This window comes from Stenotrophomonas sp. STEN013 (assembly GCF_056760355.1).
Map to the genome: position 1 here is coordinate 406,055 of NZ_JBRREO010000001.1, position 15,437 is coordinate 421,491.

The window sequence follows — 15,437 nt, forward strand, 5'->3', positions numbered from 1 at the left end:
CGATTGTGCAGCCCTGTGCAGGGCCGCCCCCTGTATTACGGCAACATCCGTAGACGGGCGAAGCAGCGCATGTCATGCAGCTGCCCGTCCTTCAGCACTGACTGGCGCTCCACGCCTTCCTCGTCGAATCCGTTCTTCAACAACACCCGCGCCGAGGCCGGATTGCCGGCCATCACCTGCGCGGCCAGCCGCGACAGCGCCAGCTCGGCCATCACCCACGGTGCGTAGGCGGCCACCACCGCGCTCATGATCCCCTGCCCCCAGTAGCGCCGGCCCAGCCAGTAGCCCAGCGCGGCCGAGTGGCGGCGCTCGCCTTGGCCCGGCGTCACACCGATCCCGCCGCAGGCCTGGCCGTCGATGACCAGCGCGAACACGGGTCCGTCCAGGTCCAGCACCTGCCCGCCCAGAAACGCCTGGCCATCGGCCCGCGTGTACGGATGCGGAAAGCGCGTGCTGAGCCCGCGCGCGACGGCCGCGTCGTTGGCATGGCGCAGCAGCGATTCCATATCGCTCCCCTGCCAGCGCCGCAACCGCACGCGACCGTCGAGCAGCGGCTCAGGCATGGCCACCGACCGAGGGCGTTTCCTGCTCCTGCCTGGCCAGTTCATTGGCCACCGTCTCCGGCGACTGCGTGTACGGCGCCAGCAGCGCGTAGAACGCCGGCACCACGAACAGCGACAGGAAAGTGGACACGGTGACACCAAAGATCACCACCACGCCGATGGTGGCGCGGCTGGCCGAACCGGGACCGCCGGCCACGACCAGCGGAATCGCGCCGACCACGGTGGCGATGGAGGTCATCAGGATCGGACGCAGGCGCACCATCGCCGATTCGACGATGGCCTGGTGCACGCTGCGGCCCTCATCGCGCAGCTGGTTGGCGAACTCCACGATCAGGATGCCGTTCTTGGCCGCCAGCCCGACCAGCATGACGATGCCGATCTGGCTGAACAGGTTGAGCGTGCCGCCGCTGATGTACAGCCCGAGCAGCGCGCCGAGCACGCCCAGCGGCACGGTGAGCATGATCACCAGCGGGTGGATGAAGCTCTCGAACTGCGCGGCCAGCACCAGGTACACCACCAGCAGGGCCATGCCGAAGGTCAGCAGCACCGCGCTGCCGGTGCTCTGGTACTCGCGCGACTCGCCTTTCCAGTCGATCTGCGCGTAGTCGGGCAGCTCCTCGCGCGCCGCCTCCTGCACCCAGGCGATGGCCTCGCCCAGGGTGTGGCCGGGGGCGAGGTTGGCGCTGATGGTGATCGAGCGCAGCCGGTTGAAACGGTTCAGGCTGCCGGCCTCGGCCACCTCGCTGAGCGTGACCAGGTTGGACAGCGGCACCAGTTCACCGGAGCGCGCGCGCACCTGGATCGCGGCCAGATCGGCCGGCGAGGCGCGGCCTTCACGCCCGGCCTGCACCAGCACGTCGTACTCCTCGCCGTTGTCGACGAAGGTGGTGACGCGGCGCGAGCCCATCATCGTTTCCAGCGCACGGCCGATGTCGGTCACCGAGATACCCAGGTCGGCCGCACGCTGGCGGTCGATGTTGACCCGCATCTGCGGCCGGGTTTCCTTGTAGTCCGAATCGGCGCCGACCAGACCGGGGTAGTCGGCCATGCGGGCGAGCAGACGGTCGCGCCACTGCGCGATCTCGGCGTATTCCGGGCCACCGAGCACGATCTGGAACGGCTGGCCCATGCTGCGCACCAGACCGCCACCGACCATGGTGCGCACGCGCACCCCGCTCAGCCCGTTGAGTTGCTTCTGCAGGTCGTTGGCCACGTCGCTGGTGGCTTCGGTGCGGTCACGCCAGGGCTGCAGGAACACGCTGATGCGGCCGGTATGCATCTCCTCGCTGTTGCCCCAACCGCCGGGCACGCGCGGGTTGGCGCGCACGATCGGTTCGTCCGGGCCGACGAACTGCGCAACGATCCGCTCGACCTGCTGCACCTGGCCGACGGTGTAGTCGAAACCGGCGCCTTCCGGGCCGTCGATCACGATCTGGAACGAGCCGCGGTCCTCGGCCGGGGCCAGCTCCGAGGGCAGCAGGGTGAACAGCCCCCAGCTGGCCCCGAGCGCAGCCAGCATCACCCCGCCGAACACCCAGGTCCGCTGCACATGCCGGTCCAGCACCCGGCCGTAGGCGGCCGAGACACGTTCCAGCTGGCGGTTGATGAAGCCGTGCAGACGCCCGACCTTGCGCTCGCTGTGCGGCCGGAGCAGCTTGGAGGCCATCATCGGCGTCAGCGTCAGCGCCACGAACGCCGACAAGGCCACCGCCGCGGCCAGCGCCACGGCCAGCTCGCGGAACAGGCGGCCGGTATTGCCTTCCAGGAAGCCCACCGGCAGGAACACCGCCACCAGCACCGCGGTGGTGGCGATCACCGCGAACGCCACCTGGGTGGTACCGCGCCGGGCGGCCACCAGCGGCGGTTCGCCCAGGTCGATGCGGCGCTGCACGTTCTCCACCACGACGATGGCGTCATCGACCACCAGGCCGATACACAGCACCAGCGCCAGCAGGGTGAACAGGTTGATCGAGAAGCCGAACGCGAACAGCGCGATGAACGCGGCCACCAGACACACCGGCACGGTCACCGCCGGGATCAGCGCCGCGCGCATGCTGCCCAGGAACAGCCAGATCACCACCAGCACCAGCAGCATCGCTTCCACCAGCGTGGCGTAGACGCGCTCAACGGCGGCTTCGATGAAGGTGGTGTTATCGAAGGCGACGAAGATCTGCGTGCCCTTGGGCAGGCTCGGCGCGATGCGCTCGGCCTCGGCGCGGGTCAGCCGGGCCACGTCCAGCGCGTTGGCGGTGGAGGTCTTGACGATGCCCAGGCCGATGCCCGGCTCGCCGTTGCTGCGGTAGTAGGCGCGACGTTCGGACGAATCCAGCTCGACCTTGGCCACATCGCCCAGCCGCACCACATAGCCGTCGGCGCCCTTGCCCAGCGGGATGCTGGCAAAGTCGGCCGGGGCCACGTAGCTGCGCTCCACGCGCAGGGTGAAGTCGCGGTCGGCCGATTCGATGCGCCCGGCCGGCAGCTCCACGTTCTCGCTGCGCAGCGCGGCTTCCACCTCGCCCACGGTCAGCCCGCGCGCGGCCAGCTGGTCGCGGTCCAGCCACACCCGCATCGCGTAGCGCTGCCGGCCGCCGATGCGGATCTGCGCCACCCCGTCGATGCTGGAGAAGCGGTCCACCACGTAGCGCTCGGCGTAGTCGCTCAGCTCCAGCGTGTCCATCGAGCTGGAGCTCATGTTGAACCAGATGATCGGGTCGGCGTCGCTCTCGACCTTGGCGATCTCCGGCGGCCGCGCTTCTTCGGGCATGCGGTCGGCGACGCGGCTGACCGCGTCACGCACATCGTTGGCGGCGGCCTCGATGTCGCGGTTGGCATTGAACTCGATGCTGACCGAGGCGCGGCCATTGGTGCTGCGCGCGTTGATCGTGTCGATGCCCTCGATGCCGGCCAGCGCGTCTTCCAGCACCTGGGTGACGCGGCTTTCGATCACCGCGGCCGAGGCGCCGGTGTAGTCCACCGACACCGAGACGATCGGCGGATCGATCGCCGGCAACTCGCGCAGGGTCAGCCTGCTGAACGACATCAACCCCAGCACAACCAGCAGCAGGCTCATCACCACGGCCAGCACCGGCCGCTTGATCGAAAGGTCGGACAGCTTCATCCGGCAGCCGCCTGCGTGGCGGGCGTCGGCGCGGCGGCGGCCGGCTTGGCATCTTCGATCTTGATGCCCGGACGCAGCTTGCCGGTGCCGTCGATGACGATGCGCTCACCGGCGCTCAGGCCGTCGATGACTTCCACCACGCCGGCGCGGCGGGTGCCGGTCTTGACGTCGACCCGCTCGACGCTGGCATCGTCCTTGACCCGGTAGATGAAGGAGTCACGACCGACCTGGACCACCGCGATCTCCGGGATCACCAGCGCCTGCCGCTCGGGGCGGAACAGGCGCACATCCAGCAGCATGCCCGGACGCAGCGCGTGATCGGCATTGGCGAAATCGGCGCGCACGGTCACCGCGCGGCTGCCCGGATCGACCCGCGCATCGATGGTGCTCACCCGTCCCTCGAAGGTACGCCCGGGCCAGGCGATGCTGCTGCCGACGACCTTGTCGCCAGGCTGCAGCGTCGCCAGCTCGGCCTCCGGCAGCGGGAAATCGACATGCATGCGCGACAGGTCATCCAGCGTGGCGATCGGTGTGCTCGGCGTGAGCAACGCGCCGGGGCTGATCTGGCGGATGCCCAGCACGCCGGCGAACGGCGCGCGGACCTGGCGGTCACCGATATCGGCGCGCATCTGCCGCACGCGGGCCTCGGCGGCATCGCGGATGGCTTTTTGCGTGTCCAAGGTGGAATGGGACACCAGCTGCTGCGCGGCCAGCTCGCGCTGGCGCTGGTACAGCCGGTCGGCCTCGGCGAAGGTGGCCTGGGCCGAGGCCAGCGCGGCCTGCTGGGCGTCGCCGCGCAAGGTGACCAGCGGCGCGCCGGCCGCGACCTGCTGGCCGCTTTCAAAATGCACCGTGTCGACGATTTCGCTGACCTTGGCGGTGATCACCACCGACTCGCGCGCCTTGGTGGTGCCCAGCGCCTGCAAGGTGTCATTCCAGGCCGACAGCTGGACGATCTGGGTGGTCACCGGCACAGCACCAGCGGTCTGGCGTGGCGCCTGGGCGCCTTCACGATTGCAACCGGCCAAGGCCAGCGCCAAGACAGTGCCACCGGCAACGGTGGCGACAAAACGCCCCAACATAGGTAAATCCGTCAGCTACACGATCGGTCAGTCTAGCTGGCCGAAGTGACGGCCGGATGTGCCGTTAGAGGGGGGCGCCCGGATCCGCCCCGCTTCGGGCCGGCCTGATGCTGGCGGCTCAGCGCAGCGCCAGCCGCACCACCTGGTCGACCATCGCCTCCAGCGCCTCGCCATCGGCATACAGGTGCAGCTCCGGGTTCTCCGGCGCCTCGTACGGCGAATCGATCCCGGTGAAGTTGGGAATCTCACCGGCGCGGGCCTTGCGGTACAGGCCCTTGACGTCGCGGGCCTCGGCCACCGCCAGCGGCACATCGACAAACACCTCGATGAATTCACCGTCGGCAAAGCGCTCGCGGGCCATCTGCCGCTCGGCGCGGAACGGGGAGATGAAGCTCACCAGCACGATCAGCCCGGCATCGGCCATCAGCCGCGCCACTTCGGCCACCCGGCGGATGTTCTCCACCCGGTCCTCGTCGGTGAAGCCCAGATCGCGGTTCAGGCCATGGCGCACGTTGTCGCCATCGAGCAGGAAGGTGTGGCAGCCGCGCGCATGCAGGCGTTTTTCCACCTGATTGGCAATCGTCGACTTGCCGGCGCCGGACAGCCCGGTGAACCACAGCACCTTCGGCTGCTGGCCCTTGATCCGCGCGCGCGCGGCCCGGTCCACATCCAGATGCTGCCAGTGCACGTTGCCGGCGCGGCGCAGCGCGAAATCCAGCGTGCCGGCGGCGACGGTGGCATTGGTCTGGCGGTCGATCAGGATGAAACCGCCCAGCGCGCGATTGTGGGCATACGGGGCGAACGCCACCGGCTCGTCCAGTGACAGGTTGCAGTAGCCGACCTCGTTGAGTTCCAGCCGCTTGGCGGCCAGTTTCTCCTGCGTGTTCACATCGATGCGGTGTTTGATCTCGCTGATGCTGGCGGCCACGGTGCGGCTGCCGATCTGCAGCCAGTACGGGCGCCCGGGCAGCAGCGCGGCATCGTCCATCCACAGCACATGCGCGGCGAACTGGTCGGCCACCTCCGGCGGATCACCGGCGGCGGCGATCACATCGCCACGGCTGACATCGATTTCATCACTCAGCGTCAACGTCACCGCCTGCCCGGCCGTGGCCACGGCCACTTCGCCATTGACGCCCAGCACCTGCCTGACGGTGGAGCGGCGCGCCGAGGGCAGCACCACCACTTCGTCGCCGGCGCGCACCTGGCCGGCGGCAATGGTGCCGGCAAAACCACGGAAGTCCTGGTTGGGGCGGTTGACCCACTGCACCGGCAGGCGCAGCCCGTTGGCCATGTCGTGCCCGCTGATCTGCACCGTATCCAGATGTTCCAGCAGGCTCGGGCCGTCGTACAACGGCATCAGGCTGGAATGGCTGGACAGGTTATGCCCTTCCAGCGCCGACAGCGGAATGGCCTGCACATGGGCGATGCCCAGCTGCGCGGCCAGCGCGCGGTAATCGGCGACGATCTGCTCGAACACGCGCTGGTCGTAGCCGACCAGGTCCATCTTGTTCACCGCCAGCACCACCTGGCCGATGCCCAGCAGCGAGATGATGTAGCTGTGGCGGCGGGTCTGCGGCAGCAGCCCCTTGCGCGCGTCCACCAGCACCACCGCCACATCGGCGGTCGAGGCGCCGGTGGCCATGTTGCGGGTGTACTGCTCGTGTCCGGGGCAGTCGGCGACGATGTACTTGCGGCGGTCGGTATCGAAGTAGCGATAGGCGACATCGATGGTGATGCCCTGCTCGCGCTCGGCGGCCAGCCCGTCCAGCAGCAACGCGTAATCGATGCGCTCGCCCTGGGTGCCATGGCGGCGGCTGTCGGCCTCCAGCGCGGCCAGCTGGTCGTCGAACAGGCGCTTGCTCTCGTACAGCAGGCGACCGATGAGCGTGCTCTTGCCATCGTCCACGCTGCCGCAGGTGATGAAACGCAGCAGCGGCTTGGATTCGTGCTGCTGCAGATAGGAGGCGATCTGTGAAGACGGGGTTGCGGCGTTCATCAGAAATAGCCCTCCAGCTTCTTCTTCTCCATCGAGGCGGACTGGTCGTGGTCGATCAGCCGGCCCTGTCGCTCGGAGGTGGTGGACACCAGCATCTCGGCGATGATCGCCTCCAGCGTGTCGGCTTCGGACTCGATCGCACCGGTCAGCGGATAGCAGCCCAGCGTGCGGAAGCGCACCTTGCGCAGCTGCGGCACTTCGCCCGGCCGCAGCGGCAGGCGCTCGTCATCGACCATGATCAGGCTGCCATCGCGCTCGACCACCGGCCGCTCGGCCGCCAGGTACAGCGGCACCACCGGAATCTTCTCGCGGTAGATATAGAGCCAGATGTCCAGCTCGGTCCAGTTCGACAGTGGGAACACCCGCACGCTCTCGCCGGGATGGATGCGGGCGTTGTACAGGTTCCACAGCTCCGGGCGCTGGTTCTTCGGGTCCCAGCGATGGCGGTCATTGCGGAAGGAGAACACGCGCTCCTTGGCCCGCGACTTCTCCTCGTCGCGACGCGCGCCACCGATGGCGGCATCGAACTTCCACTTGTCCAGCGCCTGCTTCAGGCCCTGGGTCTTCATTACATCGGTATGCACGCCAGCGCCATGACTGACCGGGCCAATGTCCTGGGCGATGCCATCGGGATTGATATGCACCCGCAGCTCGGTGCCGGTCTCGACCACACGGCGGTCGCGGAAGGCGATCATCTCGCGGAACTTCCAGCGCGTATCCACGTGCAGCAGCGGGATCGGCGGCACCCCGGGGGCGAACGCCTTCAGCAGCAGATGCAGCAGCACCGAGCTGTCCTTGCCCACCGAGTACAGCAGCACCGGGTTGTCGAAGGCCGCGGCGACTTCCCGCAGGATGTGGATGCTCTCGGCTTCCAGCCGGTCCAGATGCGACAACGATGCGGTGGCAGTCATTGCTTCACCAAGGTAGTGGCCAGGGCCAGTTGAAGAGGGTATCAGTGCGGCGGGAACGGCTTCCGGCCAGGGCAGCGAGTGTGGCGCGCAGCGACCGCACAACTGAAATGAGCGCACGGCATGACGCGATAACCGCCGGTCCTTTCCGCTGGCGCGGGCCGCTGCCTAGCATCAGCGTCCCTACCCGGACCGGACAGCCCCATGACCTCCGCCGCTGCCGTCGTGCCCCCCAGCCCCTTGCCTGAAGACCGCAGGGTCCTGCTGACACGTCTGGTGGAAGGCCTGGACGGCAACAGCCTGTGGTGGTTGTCCGGCTTCGCCGCGGGCTTGGCCCAGGGGCATCCACCGCCGTCGCTGGCGGTCATCCCCGGCGGCCAGCCGGTCCCGCAGCCGGCCCAGTCGCGGCTGACGGTGATCTACGGCAGCCAGACCGGCAATGCCCGCCGCGCCGCCGAGCAGCTGGTGGCCGAGGTCGAGGCCGCCGGCCTGCCGGTACGGCTGGTCCGCGCCGACGCCTACCCGACCCGCGAGCTGGTCAACGAACGCCTGCTCTATATCGTGATCAGCACCCAGGGCGAGGGCGCCCCCCCGGATGACGCGATCGGCCTGGTCGAGTTCATCGCCGGCAAGCGCGCACCCAGGCTGCCGGAACTGAAGTACGCCGTGCTCGGTCTGGGCGACTCCAGCTATGCCCAATTCTGTGGCATCGCCCGCACGCTCGACACCCGCCTGGCCGAGCTGGGGGCCTCCCGCCTGCAGCCAGCCGGCGAAGCCGATCTGGATATCGATACCGTCGCCGCGCCATGGCGGGTCCAGGCGCTGGCCGATGCCCGCGCCCACATCAGCGAGGCGGCCAGCCCGGCACCAAGCAACGTCACCCCGCTGCGCCATGCCAGCGTGTACAGCGCCCAGCACCCGTTCAGCGCCGAACTGCTGTCGCGCCAGCTCATCAGCGGCCGCGACTTCAAGGGCCCGGCCTACGCGCACTATGGCGCCGCCGACAAGCGCGTGCATCACCTGGAACTGTCGCTGGAGGGCAGCGGACTGCACTACGAGCCGGGCGACGCGCTGGGCATCGTGCACCGCAATCCGCCCGCGCTGGTGGAGGCGGTGCTGGATGCCACCGGTCTGGACGGTGCCACCGCCGTCGCCCATGACGGCCACCTCCGCCCGCTGTCGCACTGGCTGGCCGAGCACCGCGAACTGACCCGCATATCGCGCCCGCTGCTGGCCGCTGTGGCCGAGCGCAGCGCGCACCCGGAACTGGCGCGCCTGCTGGACCCGGCACAGAAGAACGAACTGGCTGCGGTGTTCGAAGACCACCAGCTCATCGATGTACTGAGGCGCTGGCCAGCCGAGTGGAGTGCCGAGACCCTGCTGGCCACGGTACGCCCCGCCGCCCCACGCCTGTACTCCATAGCCTCTAGCCGCAAGCGCGTGGGCGAGGAAGTCCACCTCACCGTCGACGAGCTGCGCTATGACGCGCACGGCAGCGCCCACCAGGGCGCGGCCAGCAGCTTCCTCGCTGCATTGGCCGAAGGCGCCTCGCTGCCCGTCTACATCGAGGCCAACGAACGCTTCCGGGTGCCGGCCGATGCCAGCCGCGACATCATCATGATCGGCCCGGGTACCGGCGTGGCGCCGTTCCGCGGCTTCGTCCAGGAGCGCGCCGAAACCGGCGCTGCGGGGCGCAACTGGCTGTTCTTCGGCGCGCGCCATTTCAATATCGATTTCCTCTATCAGGTCGAGTGGCAGGACGCCCTGCGCCGCAAGGAATTGCATCGCCTCGACCTGGCCTTCTCCCGCGACCAGGCCGACAAGATCTACGTGCAGCAGCGTGTGCGTACGCGTGGCCGCGACCTGTACGACTGGCTGCAGAACGGCGCACACCTGTATGTGTGCGGCGCGATCGGCATGGGCAAGGACGTGCATGCCGCGCTGCTGGACGTGGTGCGTGAACACGGTGGGCTGGATGAGGACGGCGCCCGCGAGTACCTCACGCAACTGCACACGGAGGGGCGCTATGGCCGGGATGTGTATTGACCGCCGGGTGCTGTCGCCGCGGTCGCGGTGATATGCCTCGCGCCTGAACGGCGCGCCTGCCCCTCCCTTTCCGGCATAGCGAACAGAACATGAGCAACCACTCCGTCGAATCCATCAAGGCCGAAAGCAACCGGCTGCGCGGCTCCCTGCTAGAGAGCCTGGCCGATCCGGTCACCGGCGCGCTGCGCGAGGACGACCAGACCCTGATCAAGTACCACGGCAGCTACCAGCAGGATGACCGCGATGTGCGCGACGAGCGCCGCCGGCAAAAACTCGAACCGGCCTACCAGTTCATGATCCGCACCCGCACACCCGGTGGCGTGGTCAGCCCGGAGCAGTGGCTCAAGCTCGATGCCGTGGCCACCCGCTTCGGCAACCACTCGCTGCGCATCACCACCCGCCAGGCCTTCCAGTTCCATGGCGTGATCAAGCGCGAGCTGAAGGCGACCATGCAGGCGATCAACGCCGCGCTGATCGACACCCTGGCCGCCTGCGGCGATGTCAACCGCAACGTGCTGGTCGCGGCCAACCCGCTGCTGTCGCGCGCGCATGCCACGCTGTATGCCGATGCCGCGCGCACCTCCGAGCACCTGCTGCCCAACACCCGCGCCTACTACGAGATCTGGCTGGACGAGGAGCGGGTGGCCGGCAGCGGCAGCGAGGACGAGCCGGTCTACGGCGAGCGCTACCTGCCGCGCAAGTTCAAGATCGGCTTCGCGCTGCCGCCGCTCAACGATGTGGACGTGTTCGCCAACGACCTGGGCTTCATCGGCGTGCTGGACGCTGCCGGTGAACTGCTCGGCTATGACGTGACCCTGGGCGGCGGCATGGGCGCCACCCACGGCGATGCCGAAACCTATCCGCGCCTTGCCAACAACGTCGGCTTCATCCCGCGTGATGCCCTGCTGGATGTGGCCACCGCCGTGGTCACCACCCAGCGCGACCTGGGCAACCGCGAACTGCGCAAGCGGGCCCGCTTCAAGTACACCATCGACGACCACGGCCTGGACACGGTGACCGCAGAGATCCAGCGCCGTGCCGGCATTACCTTCCAGCCCGGCCGCTCGCAGCCGTTCGTCCACAACGGCGACCGCTACGGCTGGGTCGAGGGTGGCGACGGCCGCTGGCACCTGACCCTGTCGCTGTCCTCCGGACGGATCGCCGACCGTCCCGGCGCGCCGCACCTGACCGCACTGCGCGAGATCGCCCGCATCCACCAGGGCGAGTTCCGCATGACCGGCAACCAGAACCTGGTGATCGCCGGCGTGCCGGCCGACCAGCGCGACCGCATCGATGCCCTGGTGGAAGCCGCCGGGCTCGACATTGGCAACCGCGCGCCGACCGCACTGGCGCGCGCGGCCATGGCCTGCGTCGCCCTGCCAACCTGCGGCCTGGCGATGGCAGAAGCCGAACGCTACCTGCCCGACTTCAGCGCCAGGCTGCAGCCGCTGCTGGAGCGGCACGGGCTGGTCGATGCGCCGATCCTGCTGCGCATTTCCGGCTGCCCGAACGGCTGCTCGCGTCCCTATCTGGGCGAGATCGCGCTGGTCGGCAAGGCCCCGGGCCGCTACAACCTGATGCTCGGCGCCGATCACCGTGGTCAGCGCCTGAACACGCTGTACCGCGAAAACATCACCGAGCCGGAGATCCTCGCCGCGCTGGAACCGCTGCTGGCCCGCTATGCCGGCGAGCGCACCGGCGGTGAAGGCTTCGGTGATTTCCTGCACCGCGCCGGCATCGTCGAACTGCCCACCTACCCCACCCACCGCCAGATTCCCGTGGAACTGCACGCATGAGTGCCCTGTCCGCCGCCCCCTCTCCTTCGTTCGCTGCCGGCCTGCCCGACGACCTGGGTCCGTTGAACGCGCAGCTCGAAGCGATGGGCGCGGCCGATCGCGTGCGCTGGGCACTGCGACATGCCCCGGGGACGCACGTGCTGTCCTCCAGCTTCGGCGCGCAGTCGGCGGTGACCTTGCACCTGCTCAGCAGCCAGCAACCGGACATCCCGGTGATCCTGGTCGATACCGGCTACCTGTTCCCGGAAACCTACCGCTTCGCCGACGCGCTGACCGAGCGCCTGAAGCTCAACCTCAAGGTCTACCGGCCGCTGGTCAGCCGCGCCTGGATGGAGGCCCGTCACGGCCGGCTGTGGGAACAGGGCGTGGTCGGTATCGAGCAGTACAACAACCTGCGCAAGGTCGAGCCGATGAAGCGCGCGCTGGACGAGTTGCAGGCCGGCACCTGGTTCACCGGCCTGCGCCGTGGGCAGTCGGCCAGCCGCGCCGCCACGCCGGTGCTGCAGCGGCGCGGCGAGCGCTACAAGATCAATCCGATCGCCGACTGGAACGACCGCGACGTGTGGCAGTACCTGCAGGAACACCAGCTGCCCTATCACCCGCTGTGGGAACAGGGCTATGTCTCCATCGGCGATTTCCACACCACCCGGCGGTGGGAGCCGGGCATGCGCGAGGAGGACACCCGCTTCTTCGGCCTCAAGCGCGAATGCGGGCTGCACGAGGAGATCTGAACCGGCTCAGCGCGCCACGCCCTCCTGGCGTGCCCAGAAATCGCGCAGCTGCTGAAGTCCCGGCGGGTCATCCGCGCCGCCGCCGTCCAACGCGGTCGCTTCGCGGCGCCACTGCTGGCTGCTGAGCTGCTGCAGCACGCTGTTGCCGGTCTGGCGGCAGCCCATGTACCAGTGCCGGAAATACCGCTGCGACACCGGGCCGTGCTGCAGCTCCTGCAGGTCCACATGCAGCCGCGAGGCGCGGATACGCGCGTAGATCCGCGCCACCCCCGCTGCCTCCCCCTCGAAATACTGGAAGAAATGGCGCCCGTCATACAGCAGCACGCCGGTGACGCCCTCCATCCGGTTGTGCGCACGCGCGCCCACCAGCAGATGATCCAGCTCGTCACTGCCGAGCCCGGACACGGCGGTACTGCGATAGGCCACCGCGGCAAATTCCATGCACATCCCCGAGCTCGTGGAAACGGCCTGCAGCGTAGCAAAGCCTCACCGTGGGCAGACGCGCCAGCTCGAACACACCACCGGCCAGACGGCGACGCCAGCGTGATCGGTTGCCCGCACCGCCTCAGCTGGTGATGGTCTGGGTCAGTTCTTCCCAGCTCGGCGGCCGCGGCCAGTCGGCCGCCTGGTTGCCGTCGAGCACGCGACGCAGATCGCGCTTGTCGATCTGCGGGGCCAGCACGTGCACCAGTTCCAGCGCGTAGTCGCGCAGCACCCGGTCGCGCGGCAGCACCGCCCAGGCGATGCACTCGGGAATGGCCGCCGGTGCCGGCCACGCGCGCAGATCGCTGTCACCGGCACTGACGGCCATCTCCGCCAGCAGGCCCACACCCAGACCGGTACGCACATAGGTCTTGATCAGGTCCGCATCCAGCGCGGTCAGCGCCAGATCCGGCTCCAGCTTCTGCGCGGCGAAGGCCCGTTGCAATGACGAGCTCGGCCGCGTCGAGGATTCGTAGCTGATCAGCGGATGGGCCGCCAACGCGGCCATGTCCGGCGCCTTGCCCGGGCGGTCCAGCGGATGGCCCCTGGGTACCAGCACCAGCCGCCGCCAGCGGAACAGCGGCACCGCGATGCCGGTGCTCGGTTCGCTGCCGGCCGTACTGATGATGGCGATGTCGGCATCGCCCTGGCTGAGCAGGTCCAGCGCGTCGCTTTCGGCGGCCTGCTGCAGATGCACGCTGACCTGCGGATAGGCCAGCTTGATCCGCGCCACCGCCGGCGGCAGCACGAACCGGGCCTGGGTGTGGGTAGTGGTGAGGATCAGCTGGCCGTGGCTTTCACGGCGCTGGTTGGCCGCATAGGTGCGGATGTTGTTGGCCTCGGCCAGCACCGCGCGAGCACGGCTGATCACCTCCTCACCGGCCGGCGTCACCGACTCCAGGCTGCGCCCCTTGCGCACGAACAGCAGAAAGCCCAGTTCGTCCTCCAGCTGCTTGAGCTGTTTGGACAGCCCTGGCTGGGTGGCATGCACCCGCGTCGCCGCCAGCGTGATGTTCATCTCGGCATCGGCAATGGCGACCAGATAGCGCAGTTGGGTGAGGGTCATCGCGGGAGACGGAACACCGGTCGAGGGGGACGGAGGACTGTAGGTCAAATTTCCCCTTCAGCTTATAACTGAAAGTCATGTGCGAGGTGGCGCAAGTCATTTCCGGGGATTCCGGGCCGCCGGTACGGTCATGCGTCCCTTCCCCACCCCCGTGCCACCGACCTTGGACACCTCCCTGTTTCCGCTGTTTGCCGACCTGCGTGGCCGGGCCGTCCTGGTGGTGGGCGGGGGAGCGGTGGCCGAACGCAAAGTCCAGGCGCTGCTGCGCGCCGGCGCACTGCCACGGGTCGGCGCACTGCAACTGAGCGAGGCCCTGCAGGAACTGGCGCGTTCCCTGCGCATCCAATGGTTGCAGGGGCCGTTCGCACCCCACTGGCTCGGCGAGGATGTCTGGCTGGTGATCGCCGCCACCGATGATCCGGCGACCAACCAGGCCGTGGCGGCCGCCGCGCACGCGCGCCGCTTGTTCGCCAACGTGGTCGACGATGCCGCGCTGTCGGCCTTCCACGTGCCGGCGGTGGTCGAGCGCGGTCCGCTGCAGATCGCCATTTCCAGCGGCGGCGGCGCGCCGATGGTGGCCCGCCACGTGCGCCGCCGGATCGAAGTGCTGTTCGACCAGGCCTGGGGCCAGCTGGCTGCGCTGGTCACCGACCAGCGCGCGCACATCCGCGCCCGCTTTCCGGAGCTGGGGGCGCGCCGCCGCTTCTTCGACCGGCTGATCGACGGCCCGTTGCTGGACCTGCTGCGGCGCCGGCAGTGGGTCGCCGCCGAAGGCCAGCTGCGGCAGGACATGGCCGGCGAACCGACCGCGACGCCCGGCTCGGTGGTGCTGGTCGGCGCCGGTTCCGGCGATCCGGGACTGCTCACGCTCAACGCGCTGCGCGCGCTCAACCAGGCCGATGTGATCCTGCACGACCGGCTGGTCAGCACCGAGGTATTGCAGCTGGCGCGACGCGACGCCGATTTCATTGAAGTGGGCAAATCCGCGCAGGGCCACAGCACCGCGCAGGACCACATCCACGCGCTGATGCTGGAACACGCCCGCGCCGGCAAACGCGTGGTGCGGCTCAAGGGCGGCGATGCGTTCGTGTTCGGCCGGGGGGGCGAAGAACTGCAGTTCCTGCGCGCACACGGCATCGCTTACGAAGTGGTACCGGGCATCACCGCCGCGCTGGCCTGCGCGGCCTATGCAGGCATTCCGCTGACCCATCGCGACCATGCCCAGCAGCTGCGCCTGGTCACCGCGCACTGCAAGGGTTCGCTGGACACGCTGGACTGGAACGCGCTGGCGCTACCGCGGCAGACGCTGGTGTTCTACATGGGGGTGGCGACGCTGGCCCAGATCCGCAGCGGTCTGCTCGCAGCAGGCCTGTGCGCGGCGACGCCGTTCGCCCTGGTCGAAAACGGCTCGCGCACCAGCCAACGGGTAGTCCGCGGCCAGCTGGACACCCTGCCCGAGGCCGCCCACCTGTACCGGGTGCAATCGCCGGCGCTGCTGATCCTGGGCGATGTCGCCGCGCTGGCCGACGAGCTGCACTGGTTCGGTCACGCGCCGCTGCAGGTCCCCCCCACCCTTTCCTCACCTCCCGCAAAGACCTCGCCACCGACACTGGCCGACGCCGCCTGACCGCCTTCCCCGGAGCAT

Annotated in this window: 10 protein-coding genes and 1 pseudogene; 4 read left to right on the top strand and 7 right to left on the bottom strand. The window is 68.9% G+C overall.

Annotation, left to right across the window (positions count from 1 at the left end):
• Positions 1–35 precede the first annotated feature (35 nt).
• From ACVOMH_RS01795 to cysD, 5 genes and pseudogenes are all read right to left on the bottom strand, one after another.
• Complete coding sequence (locus ACVOMH_RS01795) at positions 36–563, bottom strand: GNAT family N-acetyltransferase (RefSeq protein ID WP_481550847.1); 528 nt, start codon at positions 561–563, stop codon at positions 36–38.
• Positions 556–3,681 (bottom strand): efflux RND transporter permease subunit, encoded by a 3,126-nt coding sequence (locus tag ACVOMH_RS01800; RefSeq protein ID WP_481550848.1) that lies wholly within the window; start codon positions 3,679–3,681, stop codon positions 556–558. Before ACVOMH_RS01800 ends, ACVOMH_RS01795 begins: the two co-directional genes overlap by 8 nt.
• Positions 3,678–4,763: an efflux RND transporter periplasmic adaptor subunit gene (locus ACVOMH_RS01805; RefSeq protein WP_481550849.1), complete on the bottom strand. Its 1,086-nt coding sequence runs from the start codon at positions 4,761–4,763 to the stop codon at positions 3,678–3,680. The genes ACVOMH_RS01800 and ACVOMH_RS01805 overlap by 4 nt, the downstream gene beginning before the upstream one ends.
• Positions 4,764–4,881: 118 nt before the next feature.
• A pseudogene (gene cysN, locus ACVOMH_RS01810) lies at positions 4,882–6,735 on the bottom strand (sulfate adenylyltransferase subunit CysN); the annotation flags it as partial.
• A gap of 26 nt (positions 6,736–6,761) precedes the next feature.
• Entirely contained in the window at positions 6,762–7,673 is a 912-nt protein-coding gene (gene cysD, locus ACVOMH_RS01815; RefSeq protein ID WP_481550850.1) for a sulfate adenylyltransferase subunit CysD, read from the bottom strand.
• Between the two features lie 201 nt (positions 7,674–7,874).
• On the opposite strand from cysD, the gene ACVOMH_RS01820 reads away from it, so the two are divergent.
• The 3 genes from ACVOMH_RS01820 (at position 7,875) to ACVOMH_RS01830 (ending at position 12,243) form a co-directional block, all read left to right on the top strand.
• Positions 7,875–9,716, top strand: a complete 1,842-nt coding sequence (locus ACVOMH_RS01820) for an assimilatory sulfite reductase (NADPH) flavoprotein subunit (RefSeq protein ID WP_481550851.1) — start codon at positions 7,875–7,877, stop codon at positions 9,714–9,716.
• A gap of 89 nt (positions 9,717–9,805) precedes the next feature.
• The gene (gene cysI, locus ACVOMH_RS01825; protein WP_481550852.1) at positions 9,806–11,512 is read left to right on the top strand and encodes an assimilatory sulfite reductase (NADPH) hemoprotein subunit; all 1,707 of its coding nucleotides are present in this window, start codon (positions 9,806–9,808) and stop codon (positions 11,510–11,512) included.
• Positions 11,509–12,243 carry a phosphoadenylyl-sulfate reductase gene (locus tag ACVOMH_RS01830; RefSeq protein WP_481550853.1) on the top strand — a complete coding sequence of 245 codons (735 nt, stop codon included), beginning with the start codon at positions 11,509–11,511 and terminating at the stop codon, positions 12,241–12,243. Before cysI ends, ACVOMH_RS01830 begins: the two co-directional genes overlap by 4 nt.
• Positions 12,244–12,249: 6 nt before the next feature.
• Here ACVOMH_RS01830 and ACVOMH_RS01835 read toward each other — a convergent pair whose 3' ends face one another.
• On the bottom strand, positions 12,250–12,684 hold the full coding sequence (locus ACVOMH_RS01835; RefSeq protein WP_481550854.1) for a BLUF domain-containing protein: 435 nt from the start codon (positions 12,682–12,684) through the stop codon (positions 12,250–12,252).
• A gap of 124 nt (positions 12,685–12,808) precedes the next feature.
• Positions 12,809–13,792, bottom strand: coding sequence for a LysR family transcriptional regulator (locus ACVOMH_RS01840; protein ID WP_481550855.1), 984 nt, complete (start codon positions 13,790–13,792; stop codon positions 12,809–12,811).
• 130 nt (positions 13,793–13,922) lie between these two features.
• On the opposite strand from ACVOMH_RS01840, the gene cysG reads away from it, so the two are divergent.
• Positions 13,923–15,419 (top strand): siroheme synthase CysG, encoded by a 1,497-nt coding sequence (gene cysG / locus ACVOMH_RS01845; protein WP_481550856.1) that lies wholly within the window; start codon positions 13,923–13,925, stop codon positions 15,417–15,419.
• The last annotated feature ends 18 nt before the right edge of the window (positions 15,420–15,437 follow it).

Coding starts and splice junctions, on each gene's coding strand:
- ACVOMH_RS01795 (WP_481550847.1), bottom strand. CDS start 563: ATGCCTGAGCCGCTGCTCGACGGTCGCGTGCGGTTGCGGCGCTGGCAG.
- ACVOMH_RS01800 (WP_481550848.1), bottom strand. CDS start 3,681: ATGAAGCTGTCCGACCTTTCGATCAAGCGGCCGGTGCTGGCCGTGGTG.
- ACVOMH_RS01805 (WP_481550849.1), bottom strand. CDS start 4,763: ATGTTGGGGCGTTTTGTCGCCACCGTTGCCGGTGGCACTGTCTTGGCG.
- cysD (WP_481550850.1), bottom strand. CDS start 7,673: ATGACTGCCACCGCATCGTTGTCGCATCTGGACCGGCTGGAAGCCGAG.
- ACVOMH_RS01820 (WP_481550851.1), top strand. CDS start 7,875: ATGACCTCCGCCGCTGCCGTCGTGCCCCCCAGCCCCTTGCCTGAAGAC.
- cysI (WP_481550852.1), top strand. CDS start 9,806: ATGAGCAACCACTCCGTCGAATCCATCAAGGCCGAAAGCAACCGGCTG.
- ACVOMH_RS01830 (WP_481550853.1), top strand. CDS start 11,509: ATGAGTGCCCTGTCCGCCGCCCCCTCTCCTTCGTTCGCTGCCGGCCTG.
- ACVOMH_RS01835 (WP_481550854.1), bottom strand. CDS start 12,684: ATGGAATTTGCCGCGGTGGCCTATCGCAGTACCGCCGTGTCCGGGCTC.
- ACVOMH_RS01840 (WP_481550855.1), bottom strand. CDS start 13,792: ATGACCCTCACCCAACTGCGCTATCTGGTCGCCATTGCCGATGCCGAG.
- cysG (WP_481550856.1), top strand. CDS start 13,923: ATGCGTCCCTTCCCCACCCCCGTGCCACCGACCTTGGACACCTCCCTG.